The organism is Megasphaera sp. NM10, from assembly GCF_000417505.1.
Lineage (GTDB): Bacteria > Bacillota > Negativicutes > Veillonellales > Megasphaeraceae > Megasphaera > Megasphaera intestinihominis.
This window is the reverse complement of the sequence record NZ_APHY01000013.1, coordinates 12,962-29,628: the sequence shown is the minus strand read 5'-3', so window position 1 is coordinate 29,628 and position 16,667 is coordinate 12,962. Positions and strand designations below refer to the sequence as shown.

The 16,667-nt window shown below is 48.9% G+C and carries 20 protein-coding genes; 16 read left to right on the top strand and 4 right to left on the bottom strand.

The genetic code is table 11. The features are described from left to right. Nucleotides 1–78: 78 nt before the first annotated feature. From NM10_RS12950 to NM10_RS03020, 13 genes are all read left to right on the top strand, one after another. The gene (locus tag NM10_RS12950) at nucleotides 79–4,560 is read left to right on the top strand and encodes a host specificity factor TipJ family phage tail protein (RefSeq protein WP_192813538.1); all 4,482 of its coding nucleotides are present in this window, start codon (nucleotides 79–81) and stop codon (nucleotides 4,558–4,560) included. Beyond that, nucleotides 4,561–4,851 carry a hypothetical protein gene (locus NM10_RS03070; RefSeq protein WP_036200561.1) on the top strand — a complete coding sequence of 97 codons (291 nt, stop codon included), beginning with the start codon at nucleotides 4,561–4,563 and terminating at the stop codon, nucleotides 4,849–4,851. Nucleotides 4,852–4,853: 2 nt separating this feature from the next. Then, nucleotides 4,854–5,477 carry a hypothetical protein gene (locus NM10_RS03065; protein WP_020310143.1) on the top strand — a complete coding sequence of 208 codons (624 nt, stop codon included), beginning with the start codon at nucleotides 4,854–4,856 and terminating at the stop codon, nucleotides 5,475–5,477. A gap of 12 nt (nucleotides 5,478–5,489) precedes the next feature. Next, on the top strand, nucleotides 5,490–5,738 hold the full coding sequence (locus NM10_RS03060) for a hypothetical protein (protein ID WP_020310142.1): 249 nt from the start codon (nucleotides 5,490–5,492) through the stop codon (nucleotides 5,736–5,738). Beyond that, nucleotides 5,738–6,376: a hypothetical protein gene (locus NM10_RS03055; protein WP_020310141.1), complete on the top strand. Its 639-nt coding sequence runs from the start codon at nucleotides 5,738–5,740 to the stop codon at nucleotides 6,374–6,376. Before NM10_RS03060 ends, NM10_RS03055 begins: the two co-directional genes overlap by 1 nt. 14 nt (nucleotides 6,377–6,390) lie before the next feature. Continuing rightward, entirely contained in the window at nucleotides 6,391–8,220 is a 1,830-nt protein-coding gene (locus NM10_RS03050; RefSeq protein WP_020310140.1) for a hypothetical protein, read from the top strand. Between the two features lie 270 nt (nucleotides 8,221–8,490). Beyond that, complete coding sequence (locus tag NM10_RS03045) at nucleotides 8,491–9,681, top strand: reverse transcriptase domain-containing protein (protein ID WP_020310139.1); 1,191 nt, start codon at nucleotides 8,491–8,493, stop codon at nucleotides 9,679–9,681. Beyond that, nucleotides 9,644–9,964, top strand: a complete 321-nt coding sequence (locus tag NM10_RS03040; protein ID WP_020310138.1) for a hypothetical protein — start codon at nucleotides 9,644–9,646, stop codon at nucleotides 9,962–9,964. The genes NM10_RS03045 and NM10_RS03040 overlap by 38 nt, the downstream gene beginning before the upstream one ends. A gap of 12 nt (nucleotides 9,965–9,976) precedes the next feature. Next, nucleotides 9,977–10,084 (top strand): CD1375 family protein, encoded by a 108-nt coding sequence (locus NM10_RS14915; RefSeq protein ID WP_256378949.1) that lies wholly within the window; start codon nucleotides 9,977–9,979, stop codon nucleotides 10,082–10,084. A 19-nt stretch (nucleotides 10,085–10,103) separates the two neighbouring features. Then, entirely contained in the window at nucleotides 10,104–10,436 is a 333-nt protein-coding gene (locus NM10_RS03035) for a hypothetical protein (RefSeq protein WP_020310137.1), read from the top strand. A 9-nt stretch (nucleotides 10,437–10,445) separates the two neighbouring features. Continuing rightward, nucleotides 10,446–10,781, top strand: coding sequence for a hypothetical protein (locus NM10_RS03030; RefSeq protein ID WP_020310136.1), 336 nt, complete (start codon nucleotides 10,446–10,448; stop codon nucleotides 10,779–10,781). Next, complete coding sequence (locus NM10_RS03025) at nucleotides 10,765–11,367, top strand: GH25 family lysozyme (protein ID WP_020310135.1); 603 nt, start codon at nucleotides 10,765–10,767, stop codon at nucleotides 11,365–11,367. Before NM10_RS03030 ends, NM10_RS03025 begins: the two co-directional genes overlap by 17 nt. A gap of 114 nt (nucleotides 11,368–11,481) precedes the next feature. After that, entirely contained in the window at nucleotides 11,482–11,985 is a 504-nt protein-coding gene (locus NM10_RS03020; RefSeq protein WP_239639574.1) for a hypothetical protein, read from the top strand. A 664-nt stretch (nucleotides 11,986–12,649) separates the two neighbouring features. On the opposite strand, the gene NM10_RS03015 is transcribed toward NM10_RS03020, so the two are convergent. From NM10_RS03015 to NM10_RS03000, 4 genes are read right to left on the bottom strand one after another with little or no spacing between them, the layout of a single operon-like run. Further along, entirely contained in the window at nucleotides 12,650–13,768 is a 1,119-nt protein-coding gene (locus tag NM10_RS03015) for a tyrosine-type recombinase/integrase (RefSeq protein WP_020310133.1), read from the bottom strand. Between the two features lie 55 nt (nucleotides 13,769–13,823). Beyond that, the gene (locus NM10_RS03010) at nucleotides 13,824–14,657 is read right to left on the bottom strand and encodes a LemA family protein (RefSeq protein WP_020310132.1); all 834 of its coding nucleotides are present in this window, start codon (nucleotides 14,655–14,657) and stop codon (nucleotides 13,824–13,826) included. 11 nt (nucleotides 14,658–14,668) lie between these two features. Continuing rightward, a complete protein-coding gene (locus tag NM10_RS03005; RefSeq protein ID WP_020310131.1) occupies nucleotides 14,669–15,193 on the bottom strand; it encodes a hypothetical protein in 525 nt (174 codons plus the stop codon). Nucleotides 15,194–15,240: 47 nt separating this feature from the next. Next, nucleotides 15,241–15,735 carry a transcriptional regulator gene (locus NM10_RS03000; protein WP_020310130.1) on the bottom strand — a complete coding sequence of 165 codons (495 nt, stop codon included), beginning with the start codon at nucleotides 15,733–15,735 and terminating at the stop codon, nucleotides 15,241–15,243. A 162-nt stretch (nucleotides 15,736–15,897) separates the two neighbouring features. Between NM10_RS03000 and NM10_RS02995 the strand changes: the two genes are divergently transcribed. From NM10_RS02995 to NM10_RS02985, 3 genes are read left to right on the top strand one after another with little or no spacing between them, the layout of a single operon-like run. After that, nucleotides 15,898–16,146 (top strand): DUF739 family protein, encoded by a 249-nt coding sequence (locus tag NM10_RS02995; protein WP_020310129.1) that lies wholly within the window; start codon nucleotides 15,898–15,900, stop codon nucleotides 16,144–16,146. Nucleotides 16,147–16,188: 42 nt separating this feature from the next. After that, nucleotides 16,189–16,461 (top strand): helix-turn-helix domain-containing protein, encoded by a 273-nt coding sequence (locus tag NM10_RS02990; protein ID WP_020310128.1) that lies wholly within the window; start codon nucleotides 16,189–16,191, stop codon nucleotides 16,459–16,461. Then, the gene (locus tag NM10_RS02985; RefSeq protein WP_020310127.1) at nucleotides 16,445–16,657 is read left to right on the top strand and encodes a hypothetical protein; all 213 of its coding nucleotides are present in this window, start codon (nucleotides 16,445–16,447) and stop codon (nucleotides 16,655–16,657) included. The genes NM10_RS02990 and NM10_RS02985 overlap by 17 nt, the downstream gene beginning before the upstream one ends. The last annotated feature ends 10 nt before the right edge of the window (nucleotides 16,658–16,667 follow it).

Below are 16,667 nucleotides of genomic sequence, written 5' to 3'. Positions count from 1 at the left end.
AAAAACCCATTTGAACCACAAAAGAACAGAGAAGTACGCACGCTGCCTTACGTAAAAGGGAAAGATGTCAGCTACTATGTGCAGCAGTGTACAAAGGACCTGACGCTGCCGGATATGGTGATTTCCCGCAACAGTTACACCATCAACGGCACCCAGGCGGTACAGGATAAAGACTTTATCGTCTTTTCGCCGGTCGTCGGTAAAGGGCATGGCAAGAATCCGCTGCTGATCATCGCGACCGTCGCTCTGTCCGTTACCGCCATGAGCGTCGGTGGTCTTGTTGCCGCCGGTAGTTTCAGCGGTGCCGCCCTGGCAAGTGCTACGGGTTTTGCCGCGATTGGCGGGTATCTCGCCGCTGCAGCCGTCATGTTTATCGGCGGTTCGCTTATTCAGCGTGCGTTCGGTACCGCGAACACCAGCGGCTTTAAGGATACGTCTGAAAACCCGACCTACTCTTGGACAGGGATTACGACCACGAACGGCCAGAACAACCCGATTCCAATTACCTATGGCACGGTCCGCAGCGGCGGTCAGACCATCGGGAAGTACATTAACAGCGACTCGGATAAGCAGTATCTCAATTGGCTCGTCTGCGCCGGCTACGGCCCTTTGAAAATCTATGACGTGCAGCTGAATGACAACCCGATTGAAAACTATAAGGACGTCAAACTGGATACGCGAGAAGGCCTCAACGTCCAGGACATCATCCCGAACTTTAATGACACCATCAGCACGAAGACGCTTAGTTACGAAATCCTCGACAATGAATGGCGTACCGACCTTGTCACGGGATCTGCGACCCAGGGCCTCATCATCTACGTGGAGTGCTCGAACGGCTTGTACTACGCGAACGATAAAGGCGGTCTCGACGAAACGTATGTCACTATTGAGGCGCAGTATGCCAAAGAAGGTACCGGAGATTGGAAAGAGCTTGCGACAAATGCGAAGATTACCGGCAGTAAGTCTTCGGCTATCCGGAAACAGTACCGTGTCGATAATCTTGAAGCGGGTCAGTACTACGTCCGCGTTAAAGTCGTTTCCCGCGGCTATCCGACCACCTCGACTCGTGCCTGTACCCGCATCTGGTGGACTGGTGTCAGCGGCATCGTTTACGACGATTTTAGTTATCCCGGTATGGCTCTTATCGGCATCCGGGCGATGGCGACGGACCAGCTGTCTGGGTCGCCAACCCTGAAATTCATGAAACAGCGTTCGACTGTCTACGTCTGGAACCCGAATACCAACGCCTATGAAGAAAAGGCGGCGACGAATCCTGCCTGGGCGGCTTATGATATGGTACATCGGGCCAACAAGATTACCGACGCCCGTAACGGCAGCACCGTCTTCGTCCACCACGGCGCCGACGCGTCGTTGATGATGTACAACCAGTTTTCGGAATGGGCTGCATACTGCGACCAGTTCAACCTCAAAATCAATATCGAAATCAACACGTCTGGTGAAATGCTGGACGTCGTAAACCGTTACATCGCCCCGGTCGGCCGCGGCATTGTCGAGCTTTTCGGCACAAAATACGGTTGCGTCTGGGATGGGCCAAAGGAAGCGGTCCAAATGTTTGGTATGGGGAATATCATCTCCGGCACTTTCTCGGAAACATTCCTCCAGACGTCAGACCGTGCCAATGCCGTTGAGCTGACCTTCACAAATGCCCAGAAAGACTACGAACGGGATACAGTCAAAGTCTTTGGACCCACATTTGATACCGACGAATATGATACCACAAGTCAGCTGACGTATGACGGCATTACTGATTACGAACAGGCGTACCGGGAAGCGAAATTCCAGCTCTACTGTAACGCCTACATGGTCCGGACCGTCTCTTTCCAGGCGTCTATTGACGCCATAGCCTGTACAGTCGGGGACGTCATCTACGTCGCGCACGATGTGCCGATGTGGCAGACCAGCGGCCGTATCGCCTCCGTAAACGGCACAACGGTCGTCGTCAACGAGGTCATGAAGTCCTATGACAGTACGAAGACCTATACGTTTGCCTATCGGTCCTCTGCCGATGATACGCGCTATGAAGTCGGCTGTAAGTCGATTGCGGTCGGCGACTCGACAACGACAGTTGTTCTTGCCAGTACGCCGGCGACAGCTCCCGCTGCGGGTGACATCTTTGATATTGCCGAAGTCAGCAAAGGAACGAAGAAATTCGTCGTGCGGTCTATCAGCCGTACCGAAGACCTTGTCCGCGAAATCGAAGCGCTTGAGTATAACGAAAACTGCTTCCTTGAAAACTATACAATCCCGACACCGAACAACAGCGAATCCGACGTCAGCACTGTCCAGAACGTAACCAATCTCGTAGGTCGGCAGTCGCTCTGGAAGGACAGCGCCGGTCAGGTACACTCGAAGATGTATCTTTCCTGGCAATATCCTGCGGACCGGGTATATCAGTACTTCTCCGTATTTGTTTCGACGGACAACAAGAACTTTGTATCTCTCGGGACGGCCATCAGCAAGTACTTTGAAGTTGAAGTCAACGTCGATACGACGTACTACGTTAAAGTCTTTACAGTCAACCAGTTCCAGAAGTCGTCGGGGACGATGATTACTGTCGCTCCTGGTGCCGTTCAATCGGCGACGACGCCGACGGAAATCGTTGTAAATCCTGTATACCGGAAACTCCTCGACGGGACAGATTGCTATGATCTGCGCGTAACCTGGGGGCCGAGTGGCCTTTCCGGGCGTGTTTATTACAAGCCAAATCATGCACCGATTGAAAATCTTACTATCAAAGACGGCGTATCTGCCGACGAGCTCGGCTATTACAGCTCGTGGATTTACGCTGGCGAAGGCGTCAACAAACTCATGATTCCGCAGTGTGTATCCGGTGATACATATCGTATTGCAATTTGCACGGCCAACGCGCTCGGAGAATACGTACTGCCAGACAACGCGCCACACGTCGACCAGCTCTGCGCGCCAAGAACGACTATCCCGAACACACCGAGCAACCTGTCTATTGTTTTTAACAAGAGCCGGTGTACCGTCTCTTGGAGCGCGGTCACGAACGCAGATATCGCGTACTACGAAGTACGTACGGATTTACACGCGGGGACGAAAGACGATGCGCTTTTACTCCGCACGAATAGTCTCCAGGCCGACGTCAAACTGACGGAACGTACCGGTAACGTGTACGTCTATGCCTGCGGCACGGACGGCAAGTATAGCGCCGCTGCATCTGTCATTTACTCGAAGGCAGCGCCGAAAGCGCCGTCTCCGCCTACGGTTACAGATAAACTGGGTGGTATGAGTATCGTCGCCGTGGCACTTCCGGATGATTGTGTTGGCATGAACATCTACATCAATGACCTTTGCGTCTATTCCGTCAATAACGTCGTGACCTACACCTGCGCGGCGGGTATTTATGATGTTAGTGTCGCGTATGTTGATTACTTCGGCGAAGGTGAACGTTCGGCGACCACTCGATGCACCGTCAAAGAGCTCGTCGATACGTCGCTTCTCGCCGATCAGGCAGTGACCCGGCAGAAGGTCGACGCCATCATTGACAAGGCTGTGCAGGATACGCAGACGACGCTGCCGAGTTTGATTCAATCCACACAGGAGGACGTCAATAAAGCACGGTCCGAAGCGACAACGGCCATCAACGGCGTCATCGATGAGCTCAACAAATCGCCGGGCGACAGCAGCTATAAGTCCATCTCAAGCTTGAAGACGACGACAGACAGCATCTCTGCAACCGTCGCCAGCAATAAAACGGCGCAGGACGGCACTAACTCGACGATGCTCAGTAAAATCGAAACGAACGCCTCCGGCATCAGCACGGTCGTGGCTAACCTGAATAAAGCGCCGGGGCAAACGGGCTACACCGCTTTTACGACGCTCCAGCAGACGGCAGACAGCCTTACCGTCACCGTCAACAGTAACAAGTCGGCGCAGGATACGACCAACCAAAATCTGCTGACAAAAATCGAGGCCAACACTTCGGGAATCAATACCGTCGTCGCGAACCTCAACAACACAGATGCCAGTAAAACCGGCTACAAGGCCATCTCAGCGCTGAAACAGCAGTCGGACAGCATCTCCTCCACGGTGTCGTCGAATAAAGCGGCGCAGGACAAAATCAATGCCGCTCAGAACGAGACGAACGCATCGCTGACGTCACAGATTACACAGACGTCGTCGGCGGTCACATCCGTCGTCACGAACCTTAACGATGCGACAAAAGCGAAGACATATTCGGCCATTGCGCAAATGGCTGACAGCATCGCTACGAAAATCTCGCAGGGCGACATGACGAGCTACCTCCAGCAGGACCATACCGGCTTCTACATCAAGGGCAGTCTCATCAACATCGATGGCACGACCAAAATCGGCGATAACGTCATCACAAAGGACATGATTCAATCTAAGGCCGTGACCGCAGAGAAAATGGACGTCGAATCGCTATCGGCAATTACCGCGACGATTGGTACGTTTCAGTCGGCAACTTCCGGACGTCGTGTAGTAATTAAAGACAGTGTTACGGAAGTATACAACGATAAAAACGTTTTGGTTATGAGATGGGGGGTATGGTAGGTGCCTGTTGGTTTTGAGATTTACGACAATAGTGGCGTGAAGATTTTTGATAACCAGCAATTAACTGCGAGAATTATCGGGTCTTTTAAAATAACAAGTGGTGCTGGAAGCAAAAAAGTCAATGTTGATACTGGGTGCCGATTATTTATTTATACATATGAGAACCCGGGTACTAATGCTTATCGCCGGAATGTCTGGATTACAAATGGAAACACCATAAACTGGGATAACAGCACCGATTCAAGTGCAAAAAGCCACTATAACACCACAGTAGTTTATGGAGAATATTAAACATGGACAATTTTATTGAAATTACAAATGATAATGGGAAAGTGTTAGTAAATAGTGCGTGGCATAACCTTTCACTTTCGAGAAAATACACTCTCAACGGCAGAAAATCTTATACAGTCCCGGTATCACCAAACGAATTAATTGCAATACAAATTAACGGCAGTAATATGTGGGCTTACGTAGATAGAGACCCTAATTATGCATATATTTTGATGGATGGAAATCCCCTGTCAAGCGAAATCCGTAATCCCGCAACGTCCCTTACATGTACTGTTTATATCTTTGGCGAAAATAAAGGCACATCGAACTGTGGTTTAGAAATTTATAATGACGCTGGAGAACAAATTTTTTCGAGTGCTTTAAAATATCTGAAACCTGTTGACTGCGTGGGCTTATCGCAAGGTGATAAAAAGGTATATGGCGTGCCTATCGCGATTGTTTGCGGTGCACCATGGGAGGAAGATACAAATGGTGAGGTTTTTGACCGATGGGGGTACAAAATGGATAATGTTTATACCGTCAAATGCATTGATTTAGGTGGAACCATTGATGAGGAAGACATGCACTACCCAGCAGGAGATTTTGGCGATTGTGATCTTTTAATTATCGACGTTACAAATTTTTAGGAGGAATGAATCATGAAAAAAGAATTCAAGGTAAATGGTAAGGTTACATATCCGCAGGGGATTACGTCGCGTACGACGTACACGTTCATCGATGATGCAGGTAATATGATCACGCTGAACGCTGACACGGACACAGATTTCGACTATGGCGACGCTGTCGTCATGGACCTTGAAAAGAAAAACACTTTGACCGCCGCAGAAACAACCACAGACACGACGACTACAACAACCGACACGGATACTACGAAAGAGGCTGACTGATGAAAAAGCAAACCTATCAACCGCCGGAGCTCAGAGATGCCAGCAATAATATCGTGCAGGCCGGCACGTACGGGCGCTATACACCCCTGGCCAACGCGGACAATACCGGCGTCCTTGACTACATCAATAACAATTTAGAGGCGCTCTACGATATGATAAACGCCCACAAAAACTACGTCGCTAGCAAAACCGACCTGCCGGCGACGGGCGATGCGGGCACCATCTACGTCGCATCAGACACCGGTATCTGGTACGGCTGGGACGCTGTAAAAAAAGCTTATGTCGCCTACAGCGACCCCCGGACCGCGGCCGACGAGGCAAAGGCCAGCGAGACAGCAGCCAAAGCCTCAGAGACGGCGGCAGCCGCCTCGCAGAAAGCAGCGGCCACGTCCGAGACAAACGCCAGCAAGTCAGCAACCGATGCGGCCAACGCCAGCGCCTCGGCCGGTACATCGGCCACCAGCGCCGCATCCTCAGCGTCGACAGCGTCGGCAAAGCTTGACGCCGTGAACAGCGCATCAAAGATCGCGACCGATACGCTGGCGCAGGCGCAAAAATTAACGACAGCAAACGGCGGCCTCTCCGTCTACGTAGACAGCGATGGCCACCTCTGCTACAGAATCATCGCAACAGCATAAAAGGAGGAATCAGCATGAGCGATACAACAGACACGGTAGTCGCCCAGGGCGTCCTGCCGTCCCTCAAAGGACAGACAGAGACGAACGAACACCTTAAAGGCATCCAGACAGCTCTCGAAGACATCGCCAAGTCGCAGGCCATTGCAAATAGCGAGACACTCGACCCGTACGTACTCGCCTGCATCGACGGCACGGCAACCGGTTTCAAACGGGCTATGAAACTGTATTTTCAACTGCACAAAGTCGTGAATACGGCGGCCGATGACGGCACAGTGACCTACCCAACGGCGGCGGCAATTACAGCATGCGCAACGAATTTTTATAACTTACTGCAAAGCAGCTTTTCGTGGGACGGCGGTACAAAATTTAGCGATCCGGCCGTATCGAGCGTCAGTACCGGCACAAAATTCGGCGATAACACCAAGCTGACATGCACGCCGAGCACCGCGGACGTTGCCGGGCAGGATGACTACGCGGGGCTGCCGCTTTTTGCTTGCATCGACTGCAACTGGATTATCAATCAAGACACGCTCGATGTACAAATCACTGCAATCGAGGGTGTTACCGGCAATTTCAAGCGCTATGATAAGGACGTGTATGTCGGCGTCTTGCAAATGACGGGGTATCACTACTACACAAACCCCTGCGAAAATTCAAGCCAGGAATACACTGAAGGTTATCGCATCGGCTACGACGCGTCAAAGCCGCATTGCCAGCCTCTGCCGGAGTCCGTCCGGCTTGACGGCACGGTGCGCCCGTGGGTCGTACACGGCAAATATGCGGCCGGTGTCAATACAGCAGGGGGCTATTCGTGCTGCTCGGGCGCCGTGCCGGCCCATGATGTATCGCATAACTCGGCACACACGTCGGCAGCATTGAATGGCAAAGGGTATGCAGGTGAATGTTCTACGGATAACTCGTTTTTGCAGCTTATGACTCACGTCATCCTGGGGTCGCTGACGCTGGATGGCATCTTGAACGGCTGCTACTCGTACTATACAGAATGCGAAAATCTCGTGGCTGAAACTAATACGCACCGCTTACTTACAAAAGCGTCTGACTACGATATTTTCGTGGTCGGGTCAGTGCTGAAGTTGCATAATCAGACCGGCAGCGATAATCACGACGGCGTTTGTCAGGGGACGAGCAGCATCAGCGGCAAAGATGGCTACGTCATCAAAAACGTGGAAAAAGTTACCATCAGCGGCACCGAGTACACCGCCATTTATTTTGATGAAACTTTTAATACTGCGGTACGCGCGGCATCCGGCGCTCAAAAAGGCGCGACGGTAGGGTATACGTATTTTTGGCGGACCGGGTCCTGCGATAACGTGCTCGGAAATACGGGGTCCTTGAACCCTACGGATGCAAAGCACCCGTGCAAATTGCAGGGCATTGAATTCGGGTGGGGGCAATGGCAGGTTGTTGCGGACACGATTCTGAACGGCTTCCAAGACAGTGGCGACACAACGAATTATTATTGGACACCTTATATTTGTAAGAACGCGACGAAATACTCGACGGCTATCACATCTGATTACAAAGCCACAGATATTAAATATCTCGGCACAGAATCATGGCAGTACATCAAAGCGAATAAGTACAGTGATGGTATTTACTATCCGGACAGTGTCGGCGCTTCATCCTCCACGTTCACATGTGACGCCGTTTATACGAACAAAGCAACGGATCTTCGCGCCTTGTTCCGGTCCGGCGGTCTCGGCGACGGGCTGCCGCTTTGTGGCTTGTCCTCCGCCTATTGCGCCTACGGCCTGGGCGCCTCGTGGTGGCGCGACGGTTCGCGCCTTTCTGCTGCGGGCTGTAGGGGTGAATGGACGGCGTAAGCCGGCCAGAGGGGCTTTGCCCCTAGGGTGATGCAATCAAACTTCGTGCCTTGTTCCGGTCCGGCAATCTCAACAACGGGCTGCCGATTTGTGGCTTGTCCTACGCCAATTGCGACAACGGCCTGGGCAACTCGTGGTGGAACAACGGTTCGCGCTTTTCTTGATTCATTTTTATGGTTGTATTATCCCCGCTGCGGCGAAAATTGATAAAGTCACCGCTCGGCTAGTAAGATATGAAAGCCGGGGATTATCAAGAAAGAGAAAACCAATATGAAAAAGTGTTGTAAAAGCATAAACATAACAAATCCCGAAACTATTGCGCCGTTCATCGCAGACTGCTTGCGACGTCATAAACGGCGCCGGGATTTCAAACGTGAAATTTTACAAAACGGGACAACAACAGAAGAGTATGAGAAGCTTTTAGAGGGTGCATCAATCGACGATGTGGCCATGCTATTTGCAAAACAGATTGCGCATGCTATAAAAACGCACAACATACCGAAATTCAAAGTACGTGCATCCGAAAAATATGATGCTGTATCAGAAAAGACGCGGCTCATCGGAAACGAAAGCTGCTTACAGCGTTTGTACGACTATGTAGCTGTGTATTCTTGCATGGAGCTGTGGGAAAGGAAAATGGTGGACCAACAGTGCTCATCAATGGTTGGCCGCGGTCAACTTTACGGCGTACGCATGATTCAGCGGTACACGCGCAAAAACAATTGCCACATCGATTATTGCAAACGACACGGCATAAAATATACCGACAAGATGCGCTATTTTGTAAAGCTTGATATTTACCACTGCTTTCCAAGCATGGATAGAGAGCTTATAAAACAGCGTCTGTCGCACGACGTAGGAAATAACGACTTGCTCTATTTATGGGGAGTGCTGCTCGATTCTTATGCACCGGTAACTGACGGCATTTTGATAGGCGCACTGCCTAGCCAGTGGATAAGCCAGTATATGTTATCGTCTTTGTATCGTCAGGCGATGGCCGGCGGCGGCGTGTCGTACATGATTATGTATATGGATGACATGCTGCTTTTCTCGCACAGCAAAAGCAAACTCAAAAAAGCCGTTCTTTCGCTGTGCGAATACGCAAAAAACGAGCTGCATCTCACCGTTAAGCCGAACTGGCACATCAAGCGGTACGATGTCGAACCTATAGACATGATGGGGTACGTCATTCACCGGAACGGTAAAATACGTATCCGCGCCAAGACATTCATCCATGCGCGGCGCATGGCACTCCGTATAAAGCGGACCGCCTTTGCTACACTGACGCAGGCACAAAGGCTTGTGTCATATAAAGGGTGTTTTTTACACTCAGACTGCCACAAAGCATGGCAGAAATACAACCTCGAAAAGGCCTTCGCATCAGCTCAAAACGTTGTCTCGAACCATGAAAGGAGCAAGACACATGTTAGTTTACTACGACAGCGAACCCGAAAAGATTAAATACGAAGCCCTGCCAGACGGCACGGCCAATGTCTATCTCAGGCAGAATATCAAGCAGGTAGACCACACGCAGATCGGCACCGATGGCGCAGAGACAACCGCGAAAGTCTGGACTGCTGACGAAAAAAATATCCAGACAACACTAACGGAAGTGCAGGTGGAGGCGCAGTTTGACACGCTTATCCTCGACGGCGACAGCACACCGACGCTGACCCAGCGTGTCGCAGCACTTGAGGATGCCATCTCGGCACTTGCCGACATGCTGACGTCCACGGAAACGTAAGGAGGCGGAGATATGATTACGTACTATGTGTATCGAGTAAGGATGAAGAAAATCGACATTAAAGATGTCCCGGAAAAGTACCGCGATGAGGTACGGAAATACTTAGAGGCCTGGGATTGACATTAGGAGGCACATAGCATTGGACAACATCATCAGCCTGCTTGCGAACGCTTTTATCAATTACGCCCTGCCGGCCGCGACCGTCACCGCGCTTGGCTGGCTGGTAAAGTCGATAAAAGCCGACCGGGCAAGGCAGGAGGCGTTTGAGGAGGGGCTTAAGTGCTTACTCCGTGACCGCATCATCGCCGCACACCGGCGGCACATCATCGAAGGCCAGGCGGTAACGCACGAGGAGTACAACAGTATGCAGGACATGATTAAAAGTTACTTAGCTCTAAAGGGCAGTAACGGCTATATTGAGCGTATCGCGAAAGAATATACGGATGCGCCCGTCACTGCCGATGCGCATTAGGAGGCGTCTATGAAGGATAAGATCATCGCATTGGGCACCTGGGGGCAGCAGAACTGGTTGCCACTTATCATCATCCTCAGCTGTATCATGATGGTCTTCTTGGTGGCCGTCATGGTCAGCTGGCTCATCGGCTACTGGTGCAACGCGCTTCGTGGCACGCACTTTGAACTGGCCAGCTGCTGGAGTGGCATCAGCGTCGTCGTGACCGGCATGGCCGGCGTGGCGTCGCTTGCCGGGGCGTGCTGGACAAAATATCACACTGATTCTAAATTCAATACGCCGGCGGGACTGCCGCCGATTCTGAAAAACAATAGAGGAGGGAACGCAAATGATGGAAGGAATTGATGTTTCGTATTGTCAGGCAGGAATGGATTTTGACGCCGCTGCGGCAGCGGGGAAAGAATTCTGCATCGTCCGCATCGGCCGCACCCGCGGCGACGGGCAGCAGGAGCTCGACGACTTTTTTGTTGATAACATCAACGGCGCGAAAGCCGCGAGAATGAAGCTGGGTATTTATTTTTATTCCAAGGCAACAACCGAAGCCGAAGCGCAGCAGGAGGCACAGTGGCTTCTCGACACGATGCACGAATACCTGGACGGCGTCGACCTCGAAGCGGGCATCTGGTACGACGTCGAAGACGCGGTTCAGATGAACGACCTTTCTCCGGAAGTATTGACATCAGTCGTCATGGCCTGGGTGAACACGATGAACGCTGCGGGCGTGTACTGCGGCATCTACTCGTATTACTCGATGCTGACGAACAACTTCATCCTCGACAACATCCCGGCCTACGTGCCGATTTGGGTTGCAAACTATTCGAGTGTAAATTATCTCAAAGCGGAACAGCCAAGTCTCAACATCCCGTGCTGGCAGTACTCGGACAAGGGATTTGTCGGCGGTGTCGACGTCGACCTAGACGTTTGGTACTAAGAGGGTGGTCTGATGCCCGACGAAGACCGTAAAGCGAGAATCAAAACATTTGTTCAAGAAAACTGGAAATTTTGCCTTTCTGTATGCCTCTGTGTCGTGTTTTTCGTCATCGCTATGACAGTTTATATACACAAAGAAGAAAAACGCGATACACGGCCCGTCATCGTGAAATATGACGATTCGACCGATTCTGACAAAATTTCAAAAGAAATTCACGTCTCTCCGACGGCCGCGAAGGAAATCACGCACGAAATCGAACGGATCCACGACGGAAATGTCGCTCCGAGCGCCTCATACTACATTGAAGCGCCGACGATTGAAAAAGCGGCCGAAGAAACGGCGACGGCCATCGAGAAAAAGGACCCGGACCTGCCGGTGGCAGCCGTTGCGAAATCGGACCGCACGGTCGTGACACCGAACCCGGTCAAGCAAAAAGTCGACGTCTACAAAATCAACCTGAAGGACAATCACAAAATCAAAGCAGGCATGATGAGTGCTGATGGCAAGCCGTATTTCGGCATAGGCTACCAGGCCGGCCGGGTGGAAGGGATGCTCTACACCCGCACCGGCCGGACCGTCGATGCCGCCAGCTTAACGTATACAATTAAACAGTGGTGACACGAAAAGCCTCTCAAAAATTTGAGGGGCTTTTTTACTTTTTCAGTATTTATAACACTTTGTTCCCGAAATTCATTTCGGCCGCAAAACTAACGAAATCGTCAGAAATCACAAGATAATCATCAGAATCGTAAGACGAAATTACGAAATCGTCAGAAATCACAAGATAATCATCAGAATCGTAAGACGAAATTACGAAATCGTCTTAAAAAAGAGGTAAATTTAAGTTTTCGTCGTTCGAATTTCACAAAGAAATAGAAAAGCAGCCGTCCTACGACAGCTGCTTTTCACAGCACTCAGATGTGAGGTCAATACAAAAAGTTTTGGTTTTTCCGTCCGTCAGTCATGAATTCATACCGCATCAACTCGGGCAGTCCAGTTGGCATCTACGTTTTCTCAGTTACCGTTTCCGTCATTTTTTCCGTCTTCGGTGCTTTCACGACGCATAAAAGCATAGAGAAGCATAGATAAAAATAAAAGTGTGGTTACTCGATAAACCGCATAATTTAGCGGATAACTAGAGAAACATAGAGACACATAAAGACGCATATTATATTACTTACGATAATTTAACGTTAAACTCAGTTCGGCTTAACCATGCCGTTTATCGGCATTCTTCCCAAAAAACTTCCCACTTTCGGCGTGAAAGTGGGAAGTTTTTAAATTAGAAGACTTTGTCGATGAGTTCGACGACTTCTTTTTCTCTTTTATCGGTGATGGCGTCGTAGAATTTTGCCGTAGTGTACATGCTGGAGTGCCCGAGGCGAGCGGCGATGTAATCGAGGCCGACGCCTTGTTCGCGCAACATGGTGGCGTGAGTGTGACGCAGACAGTGGAAAGAACCACTGCCAAATTCTTTTTTGCACCACATTCCAAACCATTTCATACTGTTGGATGTCATGACCCCTCCGTCGCCGCGATCACATACAAATCCACCGTTTGGACCTGCTATATAAAATTGGCCAGCTTGGCATTGAGCCTGCTTCTGCTGCCAACGTTTCATAAGCAGCTCTTTTTTTAACTTATTGCCGAACGTAATTGTCCTAATAGAATGACGGCTTTTTGGAGTTTTGGAGAGGATGGGGAGGCCTTGGTGGTCATATAACGTTGAGGTAATGGTCAATGTACCAGCTGTCAGGTCTACATTATCCCAAGTCAGTGCTAGACATTCGCCGAGACGTAGACCAGCATAGTATGCAAGGGCAATTGGCAAGTGATAGCGATGGCCGGATGGCCATTTAGCGAATATAGCTGACATTTCATCTGCTGTGAAAACACGGATCGACTTAGGGATTTCATCCATTTTAGGCATTGTTACATCAATCATTGGATTTTCTGCTAGGTACTTCCTGTTTTTAACAAGCCAATTGAAAGCGGCACGCAGGACTGCATAACAGGAATGAACCGTAGAGCGGCTATAATGGACGCGCTGATTATTCAGCCAGTCTTGCAGTACACTTGTAGTAATTTTCTTCAGTGGAATCGACTGTATTGTATTAGGAAGATGATTCCGGATGATGGAACTGTATGTGTCATAAGTGGATTCTTTGCTGTTGATAGACACTTCCTTTTCCAACCACTCGTTAAGGGCATCCCCGAATTGAAGTGATGCTGTTTTCCTCAGTTCTCCACGACGCTGGATTTCAACCATGGCTTCACGCCATGCCTGAAGACATTCTGTTTTAGTCTTGCCGCCGGCCCGTTCAACATGATGAGTGCCTTCTTCATCGGTCCAGGTAACACGATAGTACCAGCGATTCCCTTTTTTTCGGCAATGTGTCATATATCTTTCCCCTTTCCGAATAATTTAAAATGTCAGTCGTATATTACCTGGCTCATTATAATTTTTTCGTCGGTGACGTCAAGATGAAGGATGCATCTGCCGGATACTTGGCCTTGCAAGACGGATAGTTACTGCAGGTCCAGTATTCCTGGTGCCCCAGGGTGCGTTTATGGAGATAGCCGTTATGGCAATCGGGGCAGGTGATGATGACCGGTTCGCCGTCTTTATCGGTGAAGTCGGCTTTGCACTGTGGATTTTCACAGCGCCAGTAGGTTCCGAACTTACCCGTTTTCTGTTGCAGTTTGGAATGGCATTTCGGACACTGATATTCAGCTTCCGGAAGCACTTCGCTGGGGGCTGTCAGTTCCGGAGCTGGCTGAGAGAAGGAAACCGGGGCTGTCTGGGAGGCTTCTTCCTGATTTTTCCCCATGTTATATTCAGCCGCTTTGAAGCCGAACAGCGGAGCCAGGATGCAATAGGGGATTTGGCTGCGGATCATCTGATATTGACCGACGGCATTATTGTATTCCTGACGGCTGCTTTGGATGCTTCCTTCCAAGTTTTCGACACTGTGCATAAGTGACAGGTACGTCTGGTTCGATTTCAGCTCCGGATAAGCAGCTGCCAAAGCCTGGAAATTAGAGCCGTTGCGGGACATATTGGCCAGGGTAGTCTGCATATGGATGTTCCGTTCCTGCTGGCTGAAGTGCTCTGCGATTTCGTACAGCCGCTGGAGCGTAGCCTGTTCCTGATCTTTATACGTGTCAATGTCGGCCCGTGTTTTCCGGACTGGCTCCCGGTAGCAGCCCAGGACGTTATATTTTTGGATGATATAGCGAATGACCAAAATTGCGATGATGATTTCAACGATTGTTTTGAATGTGTCCATAATTAACCCCTCTATTCACCATTAGTCATCAGAATGGAAACTACTTTATGATTCTTGATACCGAAAACATAGCAGTACGGGGAATGATACCCCGAATACTGGTAGCAGGTGATGCCGTCCTCATTTACGAAGGTATCGAAGTTATCACCATATATTTCACGTAATTTGGATTCATCCATACCGACGGTAGCCCCTTGTTCCGTAGCCCAGCCGTTATTGGCTGTGACAGTGATCATGAAGACACCACTAGCATCTGTAATAGGGAAACGACCTACCAGACCAGCATAATCAATAGAAACTGAATTGCCATAGTTTTCGATATAATCAATCCGTGTTGTCCTGTAAGGTGTATCCGTATATTGAGTCCGTGTACTATCTGGCTGTCCATATATAGTATGGACATACCCTTTAGAAGCTCCGAGAGCAAGTCCACCCAGCTTGAATTGATTTGCCATCAGATAATTCTGTGCAAATACCGATGGGATTGCGAAAAGACAGGTTGCTGACAGACCGAGGAACATCTTTTTCAATTTCATGATGAGCCGCCTCCTAAGTTATTTCTTATCTTTGAAATCAACCAATATTAGATTGCCTCGTCGTTCGACTTCACTTTATACTTATCGGCTTTTAACATTCCCTTGATTTCACCTTTTATCTCGATTTGATCTTCAATATCTAATTGATTGAATAAAGATAGTAACTCTCTGGTCATCTTTAAGTTATCTGTATCATGTTTTACAGTAAAATCTTGAATCCCATTTTTTATCATAGTCGCAATTATTTTTTGTTCATTCTCAGATAACTTTTGATAATGCGCCAATAAATCCCAATTTCCTTTTTTCTCAACTATGCTTGAAGAAACAGGCTTTTTTGGCTCATCATATCCCATTAGCCATCCAGGATTTACAGATAATGCATCTGCGATCAATGCAATTTTATCTTGTTTAGGTTGATATTTCCCAGATAAATAGTCCGAAATAGATGATGCCCTGATTCCTGTAATTCTAGCAAGATCAGCTTGTGTTATATTACGAATTTGCATCATTTGCTTAATCCGTTGAATCAAAATTGGCTCCATATAGCGACCTCCAATCGATTACTTTACCTACATTATATACGGAAAAACGAACAATTACAACTGTAAATAATTCACCTTTACGGAAAACCGTTGACAAGATGGGATATCGGCCTTATAATTTAATTACGGAAAACCGTATAAAAGTAGAAGGGAGGAAAAAATATGGTTCAAGATATGGAATTTAATTATGCGCAGCTGAGGGGGTTTATTATTGAACACTTTGGCAACATTCGCAACTTTTCTAAATTTTTAGGCATTGGGACAACTGCCGTATATGAACGTTTAGGGAATAAGGTTCCTTTTACGCAACGAGAAATTGATAAGGTAGCTAATCAAGCTATCGATCGACCTTTAACAGCTGACGAAGTATCTGCTCTTTTTTTTACCCATAAAGTACGGAAAACCGTATAAAAATTTTTCAAAGAAGCAACAATAAAGAAGGATGTGATTAATATGGCAAACATTCCGGACATCAAAGTCAAAATCGTTTATGACAGTATGCCTGAACTGATTACGGTTCCCGAACTCGCAAAGAAGCTGAAAACATCTCAGGGATTTGTTCACAAGTTGATTCAGCTGAAAATGTTGCCAGCTATTAATTTTGGGCGCTATCCCAGAGTGAGCAAATTCAAGCTAAATGAATTTTTAGAGTACTACGAAGGAAAGGATCTTGTCGCACTTGTAAAGGCCGCAGAAAGGAATACAGACAATGAAAACAAAGACTGATAAGTTTACGATCAACCTTGAAATCAACGGCCGGAAGATTGTCCTTACGAATGTGGTATGGAACAACAAGACCGGCCAGTACATCGGCTACGATTCGGATGCCGAAAATATTGTCACCTGTGGGATTCATCCCAAACACTACGATATTTCCATTACGACGAACCAGGCAATTCCGCCATATACGGAACAGGCGTAATGGTGAAAGA